This is a genomic window from Haloleucobacter ellipsoideus (assembly GCF_052491725.1).
The window spans coordinates 89,025-106,128 of the sequence record NZ_JBQWAR010000016.1; the positions used below are offsets into that span (position 1 = coordinate 89,025).

The 17,104-nt window shown below is 61.2% G+C and carries 17 protein-coding genes; 7 read left to right on the forward strand and 10 right to left on the reverse strand.

Annotated features, from left to right (window positions below):
• Nucleotides 1-94: 94 nt before the first annotated feature.
• Nucleotides 95-766, reverse strand: coding sequence for a protein-L-isoaspartate O-methyltransferase family protein (locus ACT6QG_RS04880; protein ID WP_444976455.1), 672 nt, complete (start codon nt 764-766; stop codon nt 95-97).
• Nucleotides 767-1,036: 270 nt separating this feature from the next.
• Between ACT6QG_RS04880 and ACT6QG_RS04885 the strand changes: the two genes are divergently transcribed.
• From ACT6QG_RS04885 to ACT6QG_RS04910, 6 genes are all read left to right on the forward strand, one after another.
• Nucleotides 1,037-1,522 carry a group III truncated hemoglobin gene (locus ACT6QG_RS04885; RefSeq protein WP_444976456.1) on the forward strand — a complete coding sequence of 162 codons (486 nt, stop codon included), beginning with the start codon at nt 1,037-1,039 and terminating at the stop codon, nt 1,520-1,522.
• 89 nt (nt 1,523-1,611) lie between these two features.
• Nucleotides 1,612-2,715, forward strand: coding sequence for a lysine-2,3-aminomutase-like protein (locus ACT6QG_RS04890; protein ID WP_444976457.1), 1,104 nt, complete (start codon nt 1,612-1,614; stop codon nt 2,713-2,715).
• 221 nt (nt 2,716-2,936) lie between these two features.
• Nucleotides 2,937-4,001, forward strand: a complete 1,065-nt coding sequence (locus ACT6QG_RS04895) for an NAD(P)-dependent alcohol dehydrogenase (protein ID WP_444976509.1) — start codon at nt 2,937-2,939, stop codon at nt 3,999-4,001.
• Nucleotides 4,002-4,050: 49 nt separating this feature from the next.
• Complete coding sequence (locus ACT6QG_RS04900) at nt 4,051-4,683, forward strand: hypothetical protein (protein ID WP_444976458.1); 633 nt, start codon at nt 4,051-4,053, stop codon at nt 4,681-4,683.
• 7 nt (nt 4,684-4,690) lie between these two features.
• Nucleotides 4,691-5,155: a hypothetical protein gene (locus ACT6QG_RS04905; protein WP_444976459.1), complete on the forward strand. Its 465-nt coding sequence runs from the start codon at nt 4,691-4,693 to the stop codon at nt 5,153-5,155.
• Nucleotides 5,156-5,235: 80 nt separating this feature from the next.
• A complete protein-coding gene (locus ACT6QG_RS04910; protein ID WP_444976460.1) occupies nt 5,236-6,810 on the forward strand; it encodes a bifunctional aminoglycoside phosphotransferase/ATP-binding protein in 1,575 nt (524 codons plus the stop codon).
• A gap of 254 nt (nt 6,811-7,064) precedes the next feature.
• Here ACT6QG_RS04910 and ACT6QG_RS04915 read toward each other — a convergent pair whose 3' ends face one another.
• The 8 genes from ACT6QG_RS04915 to purC all read right to left on the reverse strand — a co-directional run bounded on the left by ACT6QG_RS04915 (nt 7,065) and on the right by purC (nt 15,470).
• The gene (locus ACT6QG_RS04915) at nt 7,065-9,848 is read right to left on the reverse strand and encodes a valine--tRNA ligase (protein WP_444976461.1); all 2,784 of its coding nucleotides are present in this window, start codon (nt 9,846-9,848) and stop codon (nt 7,065-7,067) included.
• A gap of 213 nt (nt 9,849-10,061) precedes the next feature.
• Nucleotides 10,062-10,379 carry a hypothetical protein gene (locus tag ACT6QG_RS04920; protein ID WP_444976462.1) on the reverse strand — a complete coding sequence of 106 codons (318 nt, stop codon included), beginning with the start codon at nt 10,377-10,379 and terminating at the stop codon, nt 10,062-10,064.
• A gap of 46 nt (nt 10,380-10,425) precedes the next feature.
• Nucleotides 10,426-10,764 (reverse strand): Grx4 family monothiol glutaredoxin, encoded by a 339-nt coding sequence (gene grxD / locus ACT6QG_RS04925; RefSeq protein ID WP_444976463.1) that lies wholly within the window; start codon nt 10,762-10,764, stop codon nt 10,426-10,428.
• A gap of 126 nt (nt 10,765-10,890) precedes the next feature.
• Nucleotides 10,891-11,130 (reverse strand): BolA family protein, encoded by a 240-nt coding sequence (locus ACT6QG_RS04930; protein WP_444976464.1) that lies wholly within the window; start codon nt 11,128-11,130, stop codon nt 10,891-10,893.
• 26 nt (nt 11,131-11,156) lie between these two features.
• A complete protein-coding gene (gene purL / locus ACT6QG_RS04935) occupies nt 11,157-13,370 on the reverse strand; it encodes a phosphoribosylformylglycinamidine synthase subunit PurL (protein ID WP_444976465.1) in 2,214 nt (737 codons plus the stop codon).
• Between the two features lie 27 nt (nt 13,371-13,397).
• The gene (gene purQ, locus ACT6QG_RS04940) at nt 13,398-14,096 is read right to left on the reverse strand and encodes a phosphoribosylformylglycinamidine synthase subunit PurQ (RefSeq protein WP_444976466.1); all 699 of its coding nucleotides are present in this window, start codon (nt 14,094-14,096) and stop codon (nt 13,398-13,400) included.
• Nucleotides 14,097-14,291: 195 nt separating this feature from the next.
• Nucleotides 14,292-14,534, reverse strand: a complete 243-nt coding sequence (gene purS, locus ACT6QG_RS04945; RefSeq protein ID WP_444976467.1) for a phosphoribosylformylglycinamidine synthase subunit PurS — start codon at nt 14,532-14,534, stop codon at nt 14,292-14,294.
• Between the two features lie 141 nt (nt 14,535-14,675).
• Nucleotides 14,676-15,470, reverse strand: coding sequence for a phosphoribosylaminoimidazolesuccinocarboxamide synthase (gene purC, locus ACT6QG_RS04950; RefSeq protein ID WP_444976468.1), 795 nt, complete (start codon nt 15,468-15,470; stop codon nt 14,676-14,678).
• Nucleotides 15,471-15,813: 343 nt separating this feature from the next.
• On the opposite strand from purC, the gene ACT6QG_RS04955 reads away from it, so the two are divergent.
• The gene (locus tag ACT6QG_RS04955) at nt 15,814-16,137 is read left to right on the forward strand and encodes a DUF1476 domain-containing protein (RefSeq protein WP_444976469.1); all 324 of its coding nucleotides are present in this window, start codon (nt 15,814-15,816) and stop codon (nt 16,135-16,137) included.
• A gap of 146 nt (nt 16,138-16,283) precedes the next feature.
• Here the strand turns inward: ACT6QG_RS04955 and rpsD are convergent, their stop codons facing one another.
• Nucleotides 16,284-16,901: a 30S ribosomal protein S4 gene (rpsD, locus tag ACT6QG_RS04960; RefSeq protein ID WP_444976470.1), complete on the reverse strand. Its 618-nt coding sequence runs from the start codon at nt 16,899-16,901 to the stop codon at nt 16,284-16,286.
• Between the last annotated feature and the right edge of the window lie 203 nt (nt 16,902-17,104).

Here is a 17,104-nt window from a genome sequence, read left to right on the forward strand (position 1 = left end):
TGAAGCTTATTCGATCATGCCGCGTCACGAAACCGACCGGTTCGATTGTATGAACCTTTTTTACGGTACCGCGGCAATCTCGCCACAGCTCACCTCAGAACACAAACCCCGGCTCAGTTTCAAAGCCCGGCAGCAAAGGCAGGGAGGCATTGAACCCGGCCAGCTCACCCGTATGCCCGGCGACATTGGTGAACACGGTTGCCCGTGCAGCGCCCCCACGGCCGACAACACAAACGAGACGGCCCCCATCCTTGAGCTGACCGAGCAGCGCCGGAGGCACGGCATCGACAGCGCCATTGAGGAAAATCACATCATAGCCGGCCTCTGGCGACCAGCCCTCGGCCAGCGGGCCCGTCATCACGGCCACATTGTCCACATCCAGATCGCTCAGCGTCTGTGCGGCGGTCGCGGCCAGCGCCTCATCCTCTTCCAGCGCGACAATCTGCTGGGCAAGGCGCGAGAGCAGGGCGGAGGAATAGCCCGTGCCAACCCCGATATCGAGCACATGATCCGTCTCACGCACATCGGCAAGCTGCACCAGACGGGCGAGCACCATCGGCTCCGGCAGATAGCGGGCGGGCTTGCCCTCGGCAGCCGGGCGAAGGACCAGATCATCATCAATATAGGCGAAGGAGCGCAGGGATTCGGGCACGAAACGCTCACGCGGAATTTCCAGCATGGCCCCGACGATGCGATGGTCTGTCACGTCATTGGCGCGGACCTGACTGTCTACCATTCCGCGACGCAGCTCGACAAAATCAATCATCTCATCCCTCCGGACACACTCGTCCCCATAAGCCGCGCCAGGCGGGCTTCAGCATCTGGTTCAAGAGCCACATCGCACGCGCTTTTGCAAGGCGGGCTTCACCTCTCTTGGGTTCCCCACGCACCTAAAAAATCGCATGTCCCCAGTCAACCGGGCCGCATGGACCTTGTGACAGCCCGTCGCATCATGCCTGAAGAAGATTGCATCCGCGGCGCAAAGCACCATCTTCTACGGCATATAAACTGGCTTTCGTATGCAAGGAGCGCAGGCATGTCTATTCCGGGTGAGCATCCTGGCCCGCCTCCCAAAACCGCTGTTTCGCCCGAGGTGCAGAAGCGGGCCGAGCAGGCGATCCATGATCTGGTGCATGGATTTTATGATGAGGTGCGGAGCGATCCGCTCATCGGCCCGGTGTTCAATGCCCATATCGCCAGCGCCGCATGGCCCGAGCATCTGGCCAGAATGTGCGATTTCTGGTCCTCCGTCATTCTCAGGAGCGGGCGCTATAATGGACGCCCCCTGCCTCCGCATCTCGCGCTCGGCACCATCAGCGATGAGCAGTTTGCGCGCTGGCTTGCCCTTTTTCGCCCCGTTGCGCGCCGTACCCTGCCTCCGGTTCATGCCACCCGCGCAATCCAGCAGGCCGAACGGATGGCGGACAGCTTTCGCATGAGCATGGCTTTCCAGCGTGGTGATGACATTACCGGCATGAAGCCCCTGCCCCGGGAGCCGGAAGCTGATCCGAACTTGGCGTAAGCCCCGCGGGGCCTTATAGAATGCGCTCCTGTGCGCATGAGTGACGGCCTGTTCCGGCCTGCCCGCGACATGACCACGCCGAGTGTGCAATGCCCCGCCCAATCACAGCACCTTGCGCGCCCCGCCCTGCCCCAGTCGCAGGCCAAAGCGTGCAGACCACCTTGAGAACCCCGGATGAACTGGAAAAGGCGGGCCTCATCCCCGCCGCGCACCGCCCCGGCTGCGAGGCCGTCGGGGCGCGCTATGCCATAGCCGTGACGCCAGAGCTGACCCGCCTCATCAACCGGGATGATCCGGCGGACCCCATCGCCCTGCAATTCGTGCCCCAGACCGCCGAGCTGGAAACCACACCGCAGGAACGCGCCGACCCCATTGGAGATGACGCATTCTCCCCCGTTCCCGGTATCGTGCACCGTTACCCGGACCGGGTCCTGCTCAAGATCATCGGCGTATGCGCAGTTTATTGCCGCTTCTGTTTTCGGCGCGAAATGGTGGGGCCGGGATCCGAGCACACGCTTTCAGCACCCGCCCTTGAAAACGCCCTCTCCTATATTCGCGCGCATCCTGAAATATGGGAGGTGATCCTCACCGGCGGCGACCCCTTCATGCTCTCGCCCCGCCGCATGCGCGAAATCATGGCGCAGCTCAGCGCCATTCCACATGTGCGGGTCGTGCGCTTTCATACACGTATACCCATAGCCGCACCGGAGCGGGTCAGCGCGGAACTGATCACATCCCTGAAGGCCAGCGCGCTGACATCCTATGTAGCCATACATGTAAACCACGCGCGGGAACTTGCCCCGACGGCCTGCGCGGCCATAGCCCGTCTTGCAGATGCAGGAGTGCCACTGGTTTCGCAGACCGTACTTCTGCGCGGCGTGAACAATGATGCGCAAATACTGGCGGATCTGTTTCGCCGGCTCGTGGAATGCCGGGTGAAACCCTATTATCTGCACCACCCGGATCTTGCTCCCGGCACCAGTCATTTCCGCCTTTCGATACAGGAGGGGCAGGCTCTGATGCAGACCCTGCGCGGACGCATCTCCGGCCTGGCGATTCCAACCTATATCCTTGATATTCCCGGCGGCGCTGGCAAGATTCCACTCACACCCAATTACCTCTCAGAGCAGGAAAACGGCTTCACCGTCACCGACAATTGTGGCGGTGCACACATTTACCCTCCCTCATCCTGACGTTCGGGAGCCGCGACATCTTCTGCACATGCGAATTCATGTCATTATTACAAAGTGAAAAATGACAGAATTACATGGTCGCATGTTGATAGACGTCAATGCTATGCTTCATGCCGCTGGGCAACCTCAGCGCAAGCATATCACAGGGAGAACAGATCATGTCTGACATCTTGGAAAAAGCTGCTGCGCACGCATCTCGTCCATCCCCCCAGAAGAAGATGATGAAGGCGGCCATCTTCGTCGAGAATGGGCGGATCGTGCTGGATGAAAAGCCGGTGCCGGATGTCGGACCGCTGGATGCCCTGATCCGCGTCACCACCACCACCATTTGCGGCACGGATATCCATATTCTCAAGGGTGAGTATCCGGTCGCCAAGGGCCTCACCATTGGCCATGAGCCTGTTGGCATCATCGAGAAGCTGGGGTCCGCCGTCGAGGGGTTCGAGGAAGGCCAGCGCGTCATTGCCGGCGCCATCACCCCTTCGGGCTACTCCAATGCCTGTTTGTGCGGGTGCGGCTCGCAGGATGGCCCGCGCACCAAGCATGGCTTCCAGGTTGCCGGCGGCTGGCGCTTTGGCAACACGATTGATGGCGCTCAGGCCGAATATCTCTTGGTGCCGGATGCCATGGCCAATCTGGCAGTCGTGCCGGAAGCGCTGACCGACGAACAGGTTCTGATGTGCCCGGACATCATGTCCACCGGCTTTTCCGGGGCGGAGCGGGGCAAGGTTCACATCGGTGATTCGGTCGTCGTCTTCGCGCAGGGGCCGATTGGCCTGTGTGCAACTGCGGGCGCAAGCCTGATGGGTGCCACCCGCATCATCGTGGTGGACGGTCTTGACGAGCGTCTTCAGGTGGCCCGCACCATGGGCGCGACCGATCTGGTGAACTTCAACAAGGTGAACCCCGTGGAAGAGATCATGCGCCTGACCGATGGTCGTGGCGTAGATGTTGCCATCGAGGCGCTTGGAACACAGACGACGTTTGAAAGCGGCCTGCGTGTTCTGCGTCCCGGCGGAACCCTGTCTTCACTTGGCGTTTACTCAAAAGACCTGACGATTCCGCTGAATGCTTTTGGCGCCGGGCTGAGCAACACCACAATAGTCAATACGCTGTGCCCGGGTGGCAAGGAGCGCATGCGCCGTCTCATGGAGGTTGTCGCCTCAGGACGTGTGGATACGACCGCGCTTGTCACCCACCGTTTCAAACTGGACGATATCGAAAAGGCCTATGATCTTTTCGGACATCAGCGCGACGGTGTTCTCAAAGTGGCAATTACGCCGTAAAGTGTTGGTAAGTCGTCACTTGGAAAGACAACAACAAGGAACATTGAGCATGTATCCACTCATCTTGGTTCGTGGCGGCTTTCTGCTCGGCCTCGCTATTGGCGCAGGCGTTGTTGCGGTTGCTCCGAAACTGGCGCGCGTCGCGCGTCCGGTGGCGAAGGATGCCGCAAAAGCCGGCAAGACCGGGTATGGTGTTGCCCGTGACGCCGTCGTGAAGGCTGGTGGAGAGGTGAAGGACCTGCTTTCTGATGCAGCGTCCGGCATCAAGTCTGCCGCGGCCCGCGCGACAGACAGCATCTCCGGCTCTTCCGTCGAGGAGGCTGCCGAGGCTGTGAGCGAAGCCGCCGAGGTGGCTGTCGACGAGGCCAAGGCCACCGCTGACAAGGCTGTGGGTGAAATCAAGAAGACGGCTGCCCGGGCACGCCGCACCACCTCGCGCGCCAGCTCGGCCCGCACGGTGGCAGCGAAGCGCACCACCCGCGCAGCAGGCACTGCAACGGCCAAGGCCGAGCCGGCTGCCGATGCAAAGGCTGAAGCCGCCAAGGAAGAGGCCAAGCCCGTTCGCCGTCGTGCATCCACCCGCAAGCGCGCAGCCGCCGTCTCCACGGCAGCGACCGCGGCTCCCGCGGCAGATGCTCCTGCCGCAGATGCACCCGCGACGGACAACACTTCTGAAGGCTGAAACCTAAATGCCTGAAGCCATCCAGATGAGGATCGCCCATCAAACCAATGGGCGGACCCGCCTTGTTGCGACCGATACGGTGGCTTCGGCGGACCTGATTGCCTGTAGCAATCATATCGCAAAAGCGGATCAGGTCCGTGTTGAGGTAAGGCCGGCTTCGCGCAGCCTTGTCATCAACCATGTTCAGCCATGGACCGTGCTTGAGCAAACCCTTGCCGAAGCCGGCATCATCGTGGTGCCCCAGCCCGCCAACAGCAGCCCCATCGACCAGACAACATCTGTTCTGAAGGCGCTGAATGACGGGCTCGGACGGGCAACAGGCGGGCGATTGGACGCTGTCAATATCGCCTTCCTCGTTCTCGTCATTGGCGGCTTCCTGCAGATGAAGCGCGGCAATCTGGGTGGGCCGGCAGCAACCCTGTTCACACAGGCGCTGTCCATTGCCCTGCTGCACGGGCACCGCTCCTCCTGAAACTGAGACGGCCTTCCGCCTCAGCTGGAATAGAAAAACCGTATTGCGAGGATGCTATGGCCTCTCCCAGGGCTTCGGGCATGAACAGCCATGTCGTGGCTGATCAGGATGCGGTTTTTTCTTTCCTCTCCAACCCGCGGACTTATGACCTCCCTGCCGGGGACGTGGTTCAGCGCATTGATACGCATGGCGCTGTGGTGTTTCTGGCCGGTCCCTATGCCTACAAGGTGAAGCGGGCCGTCTTCTTTCCCTTCATGGACTTCTCGACACTGGAGAAGCGTCGCGCGGCCTGTGAGGCCGAGTTCCGTATTGGCCAGACCAATGCCCCGGAACTCTATCTTGATGTTGTGCCGATCACGCGCACGGAAGCCGGGTTCAGCCTGAACGGGGCCGGCATGGTGTGCGAATATGCGGTCCGGATGCATCGGTTCGATGTGAATGACACACTGGACCATCTTGCCGCCCGGGGCGAATTCTCCCCCCAGCTTGTGGCAGCCTTGGCGCAGGCCATCAGCGCCTCCCACCAGAAGGCTTCCGTTTCACAAGGCTATGATACGGGCGCCGCTTTTCTGGATTTTCTGGCGGATAACCGCAGCGCCTTTTTGCGGCATCCCTCCCTGTTTCCAGCCGGGCAGGCTTCGCGTCTTTGTGATGAGATGGAGCAAAGCTTCGCACGCCTGCGCCCCCTGCTGCACAAGCGCAGTGAACAGGGCTATGTGCGCTGGTGTCACGGGGACCTGCACCTGCGCAATATCGTGATGCTTGAGGGGCGCCCTGTTTTGTTCGATGCCATTGAGTTCAATAAGGATATTGCGATCTGCGATATTCTTTATGACCTCTCCTTCCTGCTGATGGATCTGTGGGAGCGCGGGCTCCATGGCACGGCGAACGGCCTGTTCAACCGCTATATGCGCATTGGCGATGACAGTGAGAATCTGGATGGTATCGCCGCCCTGCCCTTCTTCCTGAGCATGCGCGCCGCCATTCGCGCCAAGGTGGAAGCCGCGGGGCTGGAACACCTCTCCGGAGCCAAGCGTCAGGCTGCGGAACAGCGCGTCATCCATCTGTTCCATACGGCCCGCGCCTTCATCTGTCCTTCTTCCGCCAGCCTCATTGCACCAGCGGAGAGTGCAAGAACTCCCGCTCCACCTCGGGCTCTCACGACGGATCAACAGCTTCTGGTGGCCATTGGCGGCCTGTCCGGCTCAGGAAAAAGCACCTGCGCCATGGCATGGGCACCTTATATCGGTCGCGCGCCCGGCGCTCTCATCCTCCGCAGCGATATTGAGCGCAAGCTGATGTTTGGCGTTGCGGAAACCGAGCCGCTCCCCTCTTCCGCCTATAGGCCGGAAGTGACAGAGCAGGTCTATGCCCGGCTCGCCTCTCTTGCTGCCCGGGTCTTGGCAACAGGCCAGAGCGTGATTGTCGATGCGGTTCATGCGCTCCCGGCAGAGCGGGCGGCAATTGAGAAAGTGGCGCAGGCAGCCGGAGTCGCTTTCACCGGGATCTGGCTTGAAACCGATGTCTCCACCCGCATAGAACGGATAGACCAGCGCACCGGTGACGCCTCCGATGCGGATGCAGATATTGCGCGACGTCAGCAGAGCTATGATATCGGCCCGCTCGGCGAGTGGCTTGTCGTCAAAACGGGCTAAATCCTCGCCACCTTTGCTGGCTGCCAATTCCATCCGTATCATGTCTTGACCCGCACCCTCACAAGGGCTTCAGCGCTTGTATGCGTGCGCGGGATTTAACCCGGCATGTTTCCTGAGCGTCCTGTCATCAGCAGGCTGTGGCTCCACTTTCCTCCATCAGCGCCCCCCTGTCACCATGATGGCAGTGGCGTCATCCTCTTTCAGGCACCAAAGGCTGAAAGAAAAAGGCCCGGCCAATGGCCGGGCCCTGATCCTCAGCTCGCAAGCTGCGCGATGGCAGAGCGGACTTTCTCACGCCGCTGGATATATTCCTCGCGCTTTTCACGCTCGGCTTCCACCACCTCTTCCGGCGCACGGGCCACAAAACTTTCATTGGCCAGCTTGCTGTCGATGCGCTTGATCTCCCCGCCAAGCTTGTCCTCCTCCTTCTGGAGACGGACACGTTCAGCAGCCAGATCCACAACGCCGGCGAGAGGCAGGGCGGCCACCTCACCACGCACAACCATCTGCACAGCCTCGGAAGGCATGGCATCGGCAAAGGAAATTTCGCTCAGCCGTGCCAGGCGGCGCAGCGCATCATCCCACTGGCGCGCGCGGGCCTTGGTTTCCGCACTGGCCTGCACCAGAACCAGCGGAGCCTGCGCACCAGCCGGCACATTCATCTCCGCCCGCACGGAACGGATCTCCGCAATGAGATCCACCACCCAGCCAACCTCGGCCTCGGCTTCCGGCGCATCCAGACCGGAGAGATCCGGCCACTGCGAAAGCACCAGCAGGCTCTGCCGCGCCGGGCCTTCCTTTCCGGTCTCCGCCCACAGCTCTTCGGTCAGGAAGGGCATGAAGGGGTGCAGCAGCGCCATGGCCACATCCAGAACCCACGCCGTTGTGGCGCGCAACTCATCCTTTGCCGCACCATCGGGGCCGGAAAGGATGGGCTTGGCCAGTTCCAGATGCCAGTCACAGAAGACATTCCACAGGAAGCGATAGATGGCGCCTGCCGCATCATTGAAGCGATAGGCCTCGATCGCCTCGCTCACCTCACGGGTGGCGCGGGCGGCTTCCCCGATGATCCAGCGGCTCTGCGTGCCTTCCACCTTTGCCGGGTCGAAGCCATCCACGCGCACGCAGCCATTCATCTGGGCAAAGCGTGCCGCATTCCACAGCTTGGTCGCGAAATTGCGATAACCCTCAACCCGGGAAGTGGCGAGCTTGATGTCGCGCCCCTGCGCCGCCATGGCGGCCAGCGTGAAGCGCAGCGCATCCGCGCCATATTTTTCCACGAGATCCAGCGGATCGATGACATTGCCCTTCGACTTGGACATCTTCGCGCCCTTCTCGTCCCGGACGAGCGCGTGAATATAGATATCCTTGAAGGGCACTTCATCGTCCATGAAGTGCAGGCCCATCATCATCATCCGCGCAATCCAGAAGAAGATGATGTCAAAGCCGGTCACCAGCACGCTGGTGGGATAGAACTTCTTCAGCTCTTCCGTCTCGTCCGGCCAGCCCATGGTGGAAAATGGCCACAGGGCGGAAGAGAACCATGTGTCCAGCACATCCTCATCCCGCGTGAGGAACTGGGCGCGCTTGTCCGCATCCTGAATCAGCGCTTCAGCTTCTTCGGGCGAAAGATTCTCATTCCCCACATTATGGGCAATCGCCTGCTCGAAAGCCTCATCCTCGTCCAGCGCCACAAAGACATTGCCGAAGGCATCATACCAGGCGGGGATCTGGTGGCCCCACCAGAGCTGGCGCGAAACGCACCAGGGCTGAATATTCTCCAGCCACTCGAAATAGGTCTTTTCCCAGTTCTTGGGCACGAAACGGGCCCGCCCCGTGCGCACAGCCTCAAGGGCCGGCTGCGCCAGAGTCTTGGCATCCACATACCACTGGTCTGTCAGCCAGGGCTCGATCACCACATTGGAGCGATCTCCATGCGGCACCACATGGCCGTGCGGCTCGATCTTCTCCAGCAGTTCGAGATTGGTCAGCAGCTCAACGATCTGCTTGCGCGCCTCGAACCGGTCCAGCCCCTTGAAATGGGCAAGGGTGCCGGCACCGTCTGGCTCCTTCACATAAGCCTCGGGCCGGGCGGCCTGATCATCCCGGATGCCAGCAATATCAATGCGCGCCTCTGCGTCCAGCACATTGATCATCGGCAGGCTGTGGCGCTTGCCCACTTCAAAGTCGTTGAAATCGTGCGCGGGCGTGATCTTCACGGCGCCGGAGCCCTTCTCCGGGTCGGAATACTCGTCGGCAACGATAGGGATGCGACGGCCAACCAGCGGCAGAATGACATTCTTGCCAATGAGATCCCTGTAGCGCTCATCTTCCGGGTGCACGGCCACGGCCGTATCACCCAGCATCGTCTCCGGCCGTGTGGTCGCGACAACGATGAAGCGGCCCTTCTCGCCCTCCACCGGATAACGCAGATGCCAGAGATTCCCCTTCACCTCCACCGGCACCACTTCAAGATCTGAAATGGCGGTCATGAATTTGGGGTCCCAGTTCACAAGGCGCTTGTCCTTGTAAATCAGCCCCTCACGATACAGCTGGACGAAAACCTTGAGAACCGCGCGAGACAGCCCCTCATCCATGGTGAAGCGTTCGCGTGACCAGTCACAGGAAGCGCCAAGACGCTTGAGCTGGCCCACAATGGTGCCGCCGGATTCAGCCTTCCATGCCCACACCCGCTCAATGAAGGCATCACGCCCCATTTCCCTGCGCCCGGGCAGGTTCTGCGCGGCGAGCTGGCGCTCCACCACCATCTGCGTGGCAATGCCGGCATGGTCTGTTCCCGGCTGCCACAGCACATCCTTGCCGAGCATGCGCTGATAGCGGGCCAGAATATCCTGCAATGTATTGTTGAGCGCATGGCCCATATGCAGGGAGCCGGTGACATTCGGCGGCGGGATGACGATAGAGAAGCCCGGCTTGTCCTTGCGCTCCGGCCGCCCGGCCTTGAAGGCGTCCTGTGCTTCCCAAGCCGCGCTGATGCGCGCTTCCACGGATGCGGGATCGAACACTTTCTCAAGCATGGGCTTACAGCTCCGCGACAATAGGGCAAGCCTCTGTCCGCCAGATGCGGGACAGGGCGGATCGGCGCATCAGGCAACCGATCGGGGACTGAAAGGGTTTAAGCCGGATGGGGCGCGATGCGTCAACCGTCTCGCTCATTTCGCGCGCAGGAAATGAGGGCTGGTCGATGCAAAGGTGGCTTCAACAGTAGCGGAAGCCGCCCATGAGCGCCGCTAGATGGCGAAGACCGCCCCGGCAAGAAGACCCAGAATCGGCAGCCAGACACCGGCAATCGCCAGATCCTTCCGGCCACGTTTCCACTGGCGCAGACCGAATATGGGCGCAATGATGCTGACAGCCAGCGCGATAGCCCAGGCAATGATCGTCCCGGTTTCGGCGCTGGAGTTGCCTTCGATGACAGGGCCGCCCACCCCCAGCAAAAGCACGATCAGGGCAAGATCTGCCAGAAAGCCGGCACCCATGAGCAGGGCAAGCAACCAGCCAAATGCGCCCCGCGCCCCCTGAGATGGAGCCGAATGTTCCTTGTTCAAGGCACTTCGTCCTTCAGTCATGATGCGCGAAGGCGCTGGGATGCACTCAGTTCGCCGCGGGATCCCGCAGGGCGATGCCCTTTTCTTCCAGCAGCGGAAGAATTTCATTCGCCTGGAACATCTCGCGCACGATATCGCAGCCGCCGATGAATTCGCCCTTCACATAAAGCTGGGGAATGGTCGGCCAGTTGGCATACTGCTTGATGCCTTCACGCACTTCCGCGTTTTCCAGCACATTCACGCCCACATAAGGCACGTTCAGATGGTCGAGGATCTGAACCACCTGACCCGAAAAACCGCACTGCGGGAAATTCGGCGTGCCCTTCATGAAGAGAACGACATCGTTGGACTTCAGGACATTTTCAATCTGGTCGCGAATGCTCATGAGATTTCATCCAGTCTGCGCACCGAAACAGCCGGCCACGTCTTGCCGAAGATTGGTGCTGGCTCCTGAAAACGCAAGCCTTGCACCGGCTCATGGCCGCGGGCAAAAGCCCGCAACCACTCGCGCTCAGGCCTTTTCAGGCACTTTCGTATGCAGGGCCAGGGCATGCAGAACGCCGCCCATATTGCCCTGCAGGGCCGCATAAACCATCTGGTGCTGCTGCACCCGGCTCTTGCCCCGGAAGGCTTCAGAAACAATGGTGGCGGCGTAGTGGTCACCATCCCCGGCCAGATCCGTGATCTCCACCTGCGCATCCGGCAAAGCGGACCTGATCAGGGTCTCGATCTCATGTGCATCCATTGCCATGGCAGCATGCTCCTTCGCGTGCGGGCTCAGGCCGCGCCCATATATTCAGGCAACCAGTTTTCGCTGCGGGTCCGCAGGGCTTCCACCGAAACAGCCAGTGTTCCGGCAATGGCCAGATCCGCGCCGCCAGTCACGCCGATGCGGGTGAGCGGTACGCCGGCCTTCCCGGCCAGAGCGCGCACCTCAGCCACCTTTGCGGCCGGAATGCTCAGCACATAGCGGGCCTGATCCTCACCGAACCAGTAGCCATGCGCGGGCACGGTTGCAGGGCCTTCCTCCAGCCGTGCGCCAATCCGGCCAGCCATGGCCATTTCAGCCACAGCCACCAGCAGGCCCCCGTCGGAAACATCATGCACCGCGCTCACCTGATGCGCGCGGATGATCTGGCGGACGAAATCGCCATTGCGCTTCTCGATGGCCAGATCGACCGGAGGCGGCGCACCCTCCTCCCGGTCGCAGACCGTCGCCAGGAAGGCAGAGGCGCCGAGCCAGCCCGTGGTTTCACCGACCACGAAGATCTCTTCACCCTCGGCCTTGAAGTCGAGGGTCATGGAATCCTCGAGATCATCGATAAGTCCAACGCCGCCAATGGCCGGAGTGGGCAGAATGCCCTGGCCATTCGTCTCGTTGTACAGGCTGACATTGCCGGAGACGATGGGGAATTCGAGCGCCTCGCAAGCCGCACCGATACCCTTGATGCAGGCCACGAACTGACCCATGATTTCCGGCTTCTCAGGGTTGCCGAAATTCAGATTGTCGGTCACCGCCAGAGGCTCGGCTCCAACCGCTGTCAGGTTGCGCCAGGCTTCGGCCACCGCCTGCTTGCCACCCTCAAATGGCCCGGCCTCACAATAGCGCGGGGTCACGTCCGTCGTCAGGGCAAGGGCCTTCGGGCCATTCTCCACCCGCACCACAGCCGCATCCCCGCCCGGGCGCTGGACGGTATTGCCCAGAATGAGATGGTCATACTGCTCCCACACCCAGCGCTTGGAGCACAGGTCCGGTGAAGCGATGAGCTGCTCCAGCGCCTCGGTGAGCGAGACCGGCATCGGCACGCCCTCGGGACGGATGACCGGGCGGGCCACGGGTTCATGATAGGGGCGCTGATATTCGGGAGCCTCGTCGCCAAGTTCCTTGATCGGCAGATCCGCTTCCACAACGCCCTGATGCTTCACCACGAAGCGCAGCGTATCGGTGGTACGGCCGACGATTGCGAAATCCAGCCCCCACTTGCGGAAGATGGCCTCGGCCTCCTCCTCCTTGCCATCCGCGATGACCATGAGCATGCGCTCCTGGCTTTCGGACAGCATCATCTCATAGGCGCTCATGCCGGTTTCGCGGCAGGGCACGGCATCCAGGTTGAGCTCGACGCCCAGATCCCCCTTCGCGCCCATTTCCACGGCCGAGCAGGTCAGGCCCGCCGCACCCATGTCCTGAATCGCGACCACGCAGCCAGCCTGCATGATTTCGAGGCAGGCTTCCAGCAGCAGCTTCTCGGCAAAGGGGTCACCCACCTGCACGGTCGGGCGCTTCTCCTCCGCATCCTCGCCGAACTCGGCGGAAGCCATGGTGGCGCCGTGAATGCCATCGCGCCCGGTCTTGGAACCGAGATAGACGATCGCGCGGCCAACACCGGTCGCGGCGGCGTAGAAGATCTCATCCGTCTTGGCGAGACCAACAGCCATGGCATTGACGAGAATATTGCCGTCATAGCGCTTGTGGAAGCCGACAGCGCCACCCACGGTCGGCACGCCGAAGGAGTTGCCATAGCCGCCAATGCCGGCCACCACACCCGCCAGAAGACGACGGGTGCGCGGATTCTTCACATCACCGAAACGCAGGGCGTTCAGCGCCGCAACGGGACGCGCACCCATGGTGAAAACATCTCGCAGGATACCGCCCACACCTGTCGCCGCCCCCTGATAAGGCTCGATGAATGAAGGGTGGTTGTGGCTTTCCATCTTGAAGACGACAGCCATGCCATCGCCAATATCCACCACGCCGGCATTCTCGCCGGGCCCCTGAATGACGCGCGGCCCGGTGACAGGCAGCGTCTTCAGCCAGAATTTCGAGGACTTGTATGAGCAGTGCTCATTCCACATGGCGGAAACGATGCCCAGTTCCGTAATGGAGGGCTCGCGGCCGATCAGCTCCACGAAGTGCTGATATTCTTCCGGCTTCAGGCCGTGCTCGGCCACGAGTTCCGGGGTGATGCGGGGCGTATTGGGAAGATGGGTCACAGCGTTCGATCCGACTTGAGGCGCGTCTCACGCCGCCTTCAGGGCACCGGCAAGGCTTTCGAAAAGGCCACGGCCATCCGTGGGGCCGATGGCTGCCTCGATATAGTTTTCCGGGTGGGGCATCATGCCCAGCACGTTGAATTTTTCCGAATAGATGCCGGCAATTCCGTTGATGGAGCCATTCGGTCCATCCGCCACATCAATCTGCCCATCCGCGCGGGCATAGCGGAAGGCGACACGGCCTTCATGCTCAAGCGCGGAAATGGTGCTTTCATCAGCCGTATAGTTCCCCTCGCCATGGGCGACAGGAATGCGGATGAGATCATTCTTGCGATAGGCGCGCGTGAAATCGGTATCCGCGCGCTCCACACGCAGCAACACCTCGCGGCAGACAAAGCGCAGCTGTGCATTGCGCACCAGCACGCCCGGCAGCAGCCCGGCCTCACACAGAATCTGGAAGCCGTTGCAGATGCCCAGCACCAGCCCGCCACGCTCGGCATGCGCGCGCACGGCGTTCATGATGTTGGCGCGGGCGGCAATGGCTCCACAGCGCAGATAGTCACCATAGGAGAAGCCACCCGGCAGCACCACGATATCCGTGCCTGCCGGCAGCTCATGTTCCGCATGCCACACAATCTGCGTCTGGGCACCTGTCACCAGGGTCAGCGCACGGGCCGCGTCTCGCTCACGATTGGAGCCGGGGAAAAGGATGACGGCAGCTTTCATGGTCTCTCATGCCATCGACGCATATGCGCCGGCCTGCGTTCCGTCCCGGATACCGGCCGAAGGGCCGCCCCGGCGGACAATGAATTTCTGGATACCCGCCCTGTTCGCGAGGGCACAAGCCCGAAGCCGCGCCGCCTGATCAGGTATCCGGCGAAAAGCCCATCCGGCCACGATGACAGTGGCCAGCTTCCCACATCAGTCCACGAACTCGATCCGATAGGTCTCGATCACGGTATTGGCCAGAAGGCGCTCACAGGCATCCTTCAGGGTAGCCTCGGCCTGCGCGCGATCTGAGCCTGCCAGATCCACATCAAAGACCTTGCCCTGACGGACGCTGTCGATGCCCTGAATACCGAGGCTGCGCAGCGCACCCTCGATGGCCTTGCCCTGCGGGTCCAGCACAGCGGATTTCAAAGTGACGGTGACGCGCGCCTTCATGACACCTTCTGCTCTCACATTGGGCCTTGCGGCCTCAGATCTGCTGACCCGACCTCGCGGCAGGCCATGAATGACCAAACATGCAAACGGGGGCCTTCGAGGCCCCCGCCTAGCATTATTCCATGATGCAGCTCAACCGCATCACTTCACAAGAGTGGGGCCATCGGCCTGGGGAGCCTCGTTCTCCACCAGAATACCAAGGCGGCGAGCCACCTCGCTATAGGCCTCGACCAGACCGCCCATATCGCGACGGAAGCGATCCTTATCCATCTTGTCGTTCGACTTGATGTCCCACAGGCGCGCCGAATCGGGGCTGATCTCGTCCGCCACCACGATCCGCATCATGTCGTTTTCCCACAGACGACCGCATTCCATCTTGAAATCCACAAGGCGGATGCCGACGCCGAGGAACAGGCCGGAGAGGAAGTCATTCACGCGGATAGCCAGCGCGATGATGTCGTCGATCTCCTGGGTGTTGGCCCAGCCAAAGGCGGTGATGTGCTCTTCCGAGACCATCGGGTCGTTGAGCGCATCGTTCTTGTAATAGAATTCGATGATCGAGCGCGGCAGCTGCGTGCCTTCCTCGATGCCCAGCCGCGTGGCGATGGAGCCTGCGGCAACGTTGCGCACCACCACTTCAAGCGGAATGATTTCCACTTCGCGGATGAGCTGCTCGCGCATGTTCAGGCGGCGAATGAAGTGCGTGGGCACACCAATATCGTTCAACCGGGAGAAGACATACTCCGAAATCCGGTTGTTCAGCACGCCTTTGCCATCGATGACTTCGTGCTTCTTGGCGTTGAAGGCTGTGGCGTCATCCTTGAAATGCTGGATCAAGGTGCCGGGCTCAGGACCTTCATAGAGGACCTTCGCCTTGCCTTCATAGATGCGACGGCGGCGGCTCATGGGGGTATACCGTTGGTTGAGAAAATCCATGGGATGCCAAGGCTCCGTTCGGGTGACGCTCCTCGGCGGGGCGCAGATGATCTGTGTATCGCGTCCGTTGGGATACTAGCCGATCGCGCCTCAGGATACAACGCGACAGCGACACCCCTGAACGGGGAGCAGACCTGTGCATGGGGAAGGGCTGGATTCAGCCGCGTTTTATCCCCCACCTGCCCTTTCGGCATCTTTCATGGAACTCCGGCCCATCGGCGGCGTTGATCTGTACGGAAGCGCCCTATATTCAGGTGACGCGCGCGGAACGTGGATCAACTCCGGCCCGCGCAAAACAATCCCGGTTCCAAGCCGGTGCACGATCACGCAAAAGAGGGCTGCAATGACCACGTTCGACAAGCGCGAGAAGGACTTCGAACGACGCTTCGCTCTGGACGAAGAGATCCGGTTCAAGGCTCTCGCCCGCCGCAACAGGAAGCTGGGCCTGTGGGCCGCTGAAAAGCTGGGCCTGAGCGGAGATGCCGCAGCAGACTATGCCAAGGCAGTCGTCGTCGCGGATCTCGAAGAGGCCGGCGATGAGGATGTGTTCCGCAAGGTGCGCAAGGATTTCGATGCGAAGGGTGTCCAGGTGTCCGACCACCAGATTCGCCGCACCATGGATGAGCTTCTGGCCGAAGCGAATCGTGAGGTGCAGGAAGTCGGCTGATTGCCGGGAATCACCCGCGGCCAAGATATGGGCTCTCTCTGCATGGAGAGGGCCTTTTCTTTTGGGCTATCGCCTATGGCGGGCGAGCTGACAGCAAAAAGGCCACCCGAAGGTGGCCTTTTCCAATCTCGCAACAGAACCGGAAATCAGCGCGAATAGAATTCGACGACCAGATTCGGCTCCATCTGCACCGGATAGGGAACTTCATTCAGTTCCGGCACACGGTTGAAAGTGGCGGTCATCTTGCCGTGGTCCACTTCGAGATAATCCGGCACATCGCGCTCGCCCAGCTGGGCAGCTTCGAGAACCAGAGTGAGCTGACGGGAAGCTTCCTTCACCTCAACCACATCGCCAACCTTGAGGCGATAGGAGGGAATGTTCACCCGCTGGCCATTCACCTTCACATGGCCATGCGACACGAACTGGCGCGCGGCAAAGATGGTGGGCACGAACTTGGCGCGGTAAACCACCGCATCCAGACGACGCTCCAGCAGGCCAATCAGGTTGGCGCCGGTGTCACCCTTCTGGCGGGCGGCTTCCTCATAAATGGCGTGGAACTGCTTCTCGCCGATGGAGCCATAATAGCCCTTCAGCTTCTGCTTGGCGCGCAGCTGGACACCGAAGTCCGACAGCTTGCCCTTGCGGCGCTGGCCATGCTGACCCGGGCCATATTCACGACGATTCACCGGGCTCTTGGAACGACCCCAGATGTTCTCGCCCATACGGCGGTCGAGTTTATGCTTGGCTGCAATGCGCTTGCTCATGTCGCGCGAATCCTTGCGTCATATTGGTTAGTTGGATTCCGCGCCCCTCCTCTGCGAATGGAGCAAGCTCCTTCCGCTGACAGGCCTGCCCGACGCGCTGCCGAACAAGACCACGGGTGCGTGAAATACCAAGCGGGCCAGACCGGCCCGCAAGGTGGTCGCCTTTTATGCGCTGGGCGGCATGGTGTCAATGTTTGCCGCCT

Coding starts and splice junctions, on each gene's coding strand:
- ACT6QG_RS04910 (WP_444976460.1), top strand. CDS start 5,236: ATGAACAGCCATGTCGTGGCTGATCAGGATGCGGTTTTTTCTTTCCTC.
- ACT6QG_RS04915 (WP_444976461.1), bottom strand. CDS start 9,848: ATGCTTGAGAAAGTGTTCGATCCCGCATCCGTGGAAGCGCGCATCAGC.
- purQ (WP_444976466.1), bottom strand. CDS start 14,096: ATGAAAGCTGCCGTCATCCTTTTCCCCGGCTCCAATCGTGAGCGAGAC.
- grxD (WP_444976463.1), bottom strand. CDS start 10,764: ATGAGCATTCGCGACCAGATTGAAAATGTCCTGAAGTCCAACGATGTC.
- ACT6QG_RS04900 (WP_444976458.1), top strand. CDS start 4,051: ATGTATCCACTCATCTTGGTTCGTGGCGGCTTTCTGCTCGGCCTCGCT.
- ACT6QG_RS04885 (WP_444976456.1), top strand. CDS start 1,037: ATGTCTATTCCGGGTGAGCATCCTGGCCCGCCTCCCAAAACCGCTGTT.
- ACT6QG_RS04930 (WP_444976464.1), bottom strand. CDS start 11,130: ATGGCAATGGATGCACATGAGATCGAGACCCTGATCAGGTCCGCTTTG.
- ACT6QG_RS04890 (WP_444976457.1), top strand. CDS start 1,612: ATGCCCCGCCCAATCACAGCACCTTGCGCGCCCCGCCCTGCCCCAGTC.
- ACT6QG_RS04895 (WP_444976509.1), top strand. CDS start 2,937: ATGAAGGCGGCCATCTTCGTCGAGAATGGGCGGATCGTGCTGGATGAA.
- rpsD (WP_444976470.1), bottom strand. CDS start 16,901: ATGAGCAAGCGCATTGCAGCCAAGCATAAACTCGACCGCCGTATGGGC.
- purS (WP_444976467.1), bottom strand. CDS start 14,534: ATGAAGGCGCGCGTCACCGTCACTTTGAAATCCGCTGTGCTGGACCCG.
- ACT6QG_RS04905 (WP_444976459.1), top strand. CDS start 4,691: ATGCCTGAAGCCATCCAGATGAGGATCGCCCATCAAACCAATGGGCGG.
- purC (WP_444976468.1), bottom strand. CDS start 15,470: ATGGATTTTCTCAACCAACGGTATACCCCCATGAGCCGCCGCCGTCGC.
- ACT6QG_RS04880 (WP_444976455.1), bottom strand. CDS start 766: ATGATTGATTTTGTCGAGCTGCGTCGCGGAATGGTAGACAGTCAGGTC.
- ACT6QG_RS04955 (WP_444976469.1), top strand. CDS start 15,814: ATGACCACGTTCGACAAGCGCGAGAAGGACTTCGAACGACGCTTCGCT.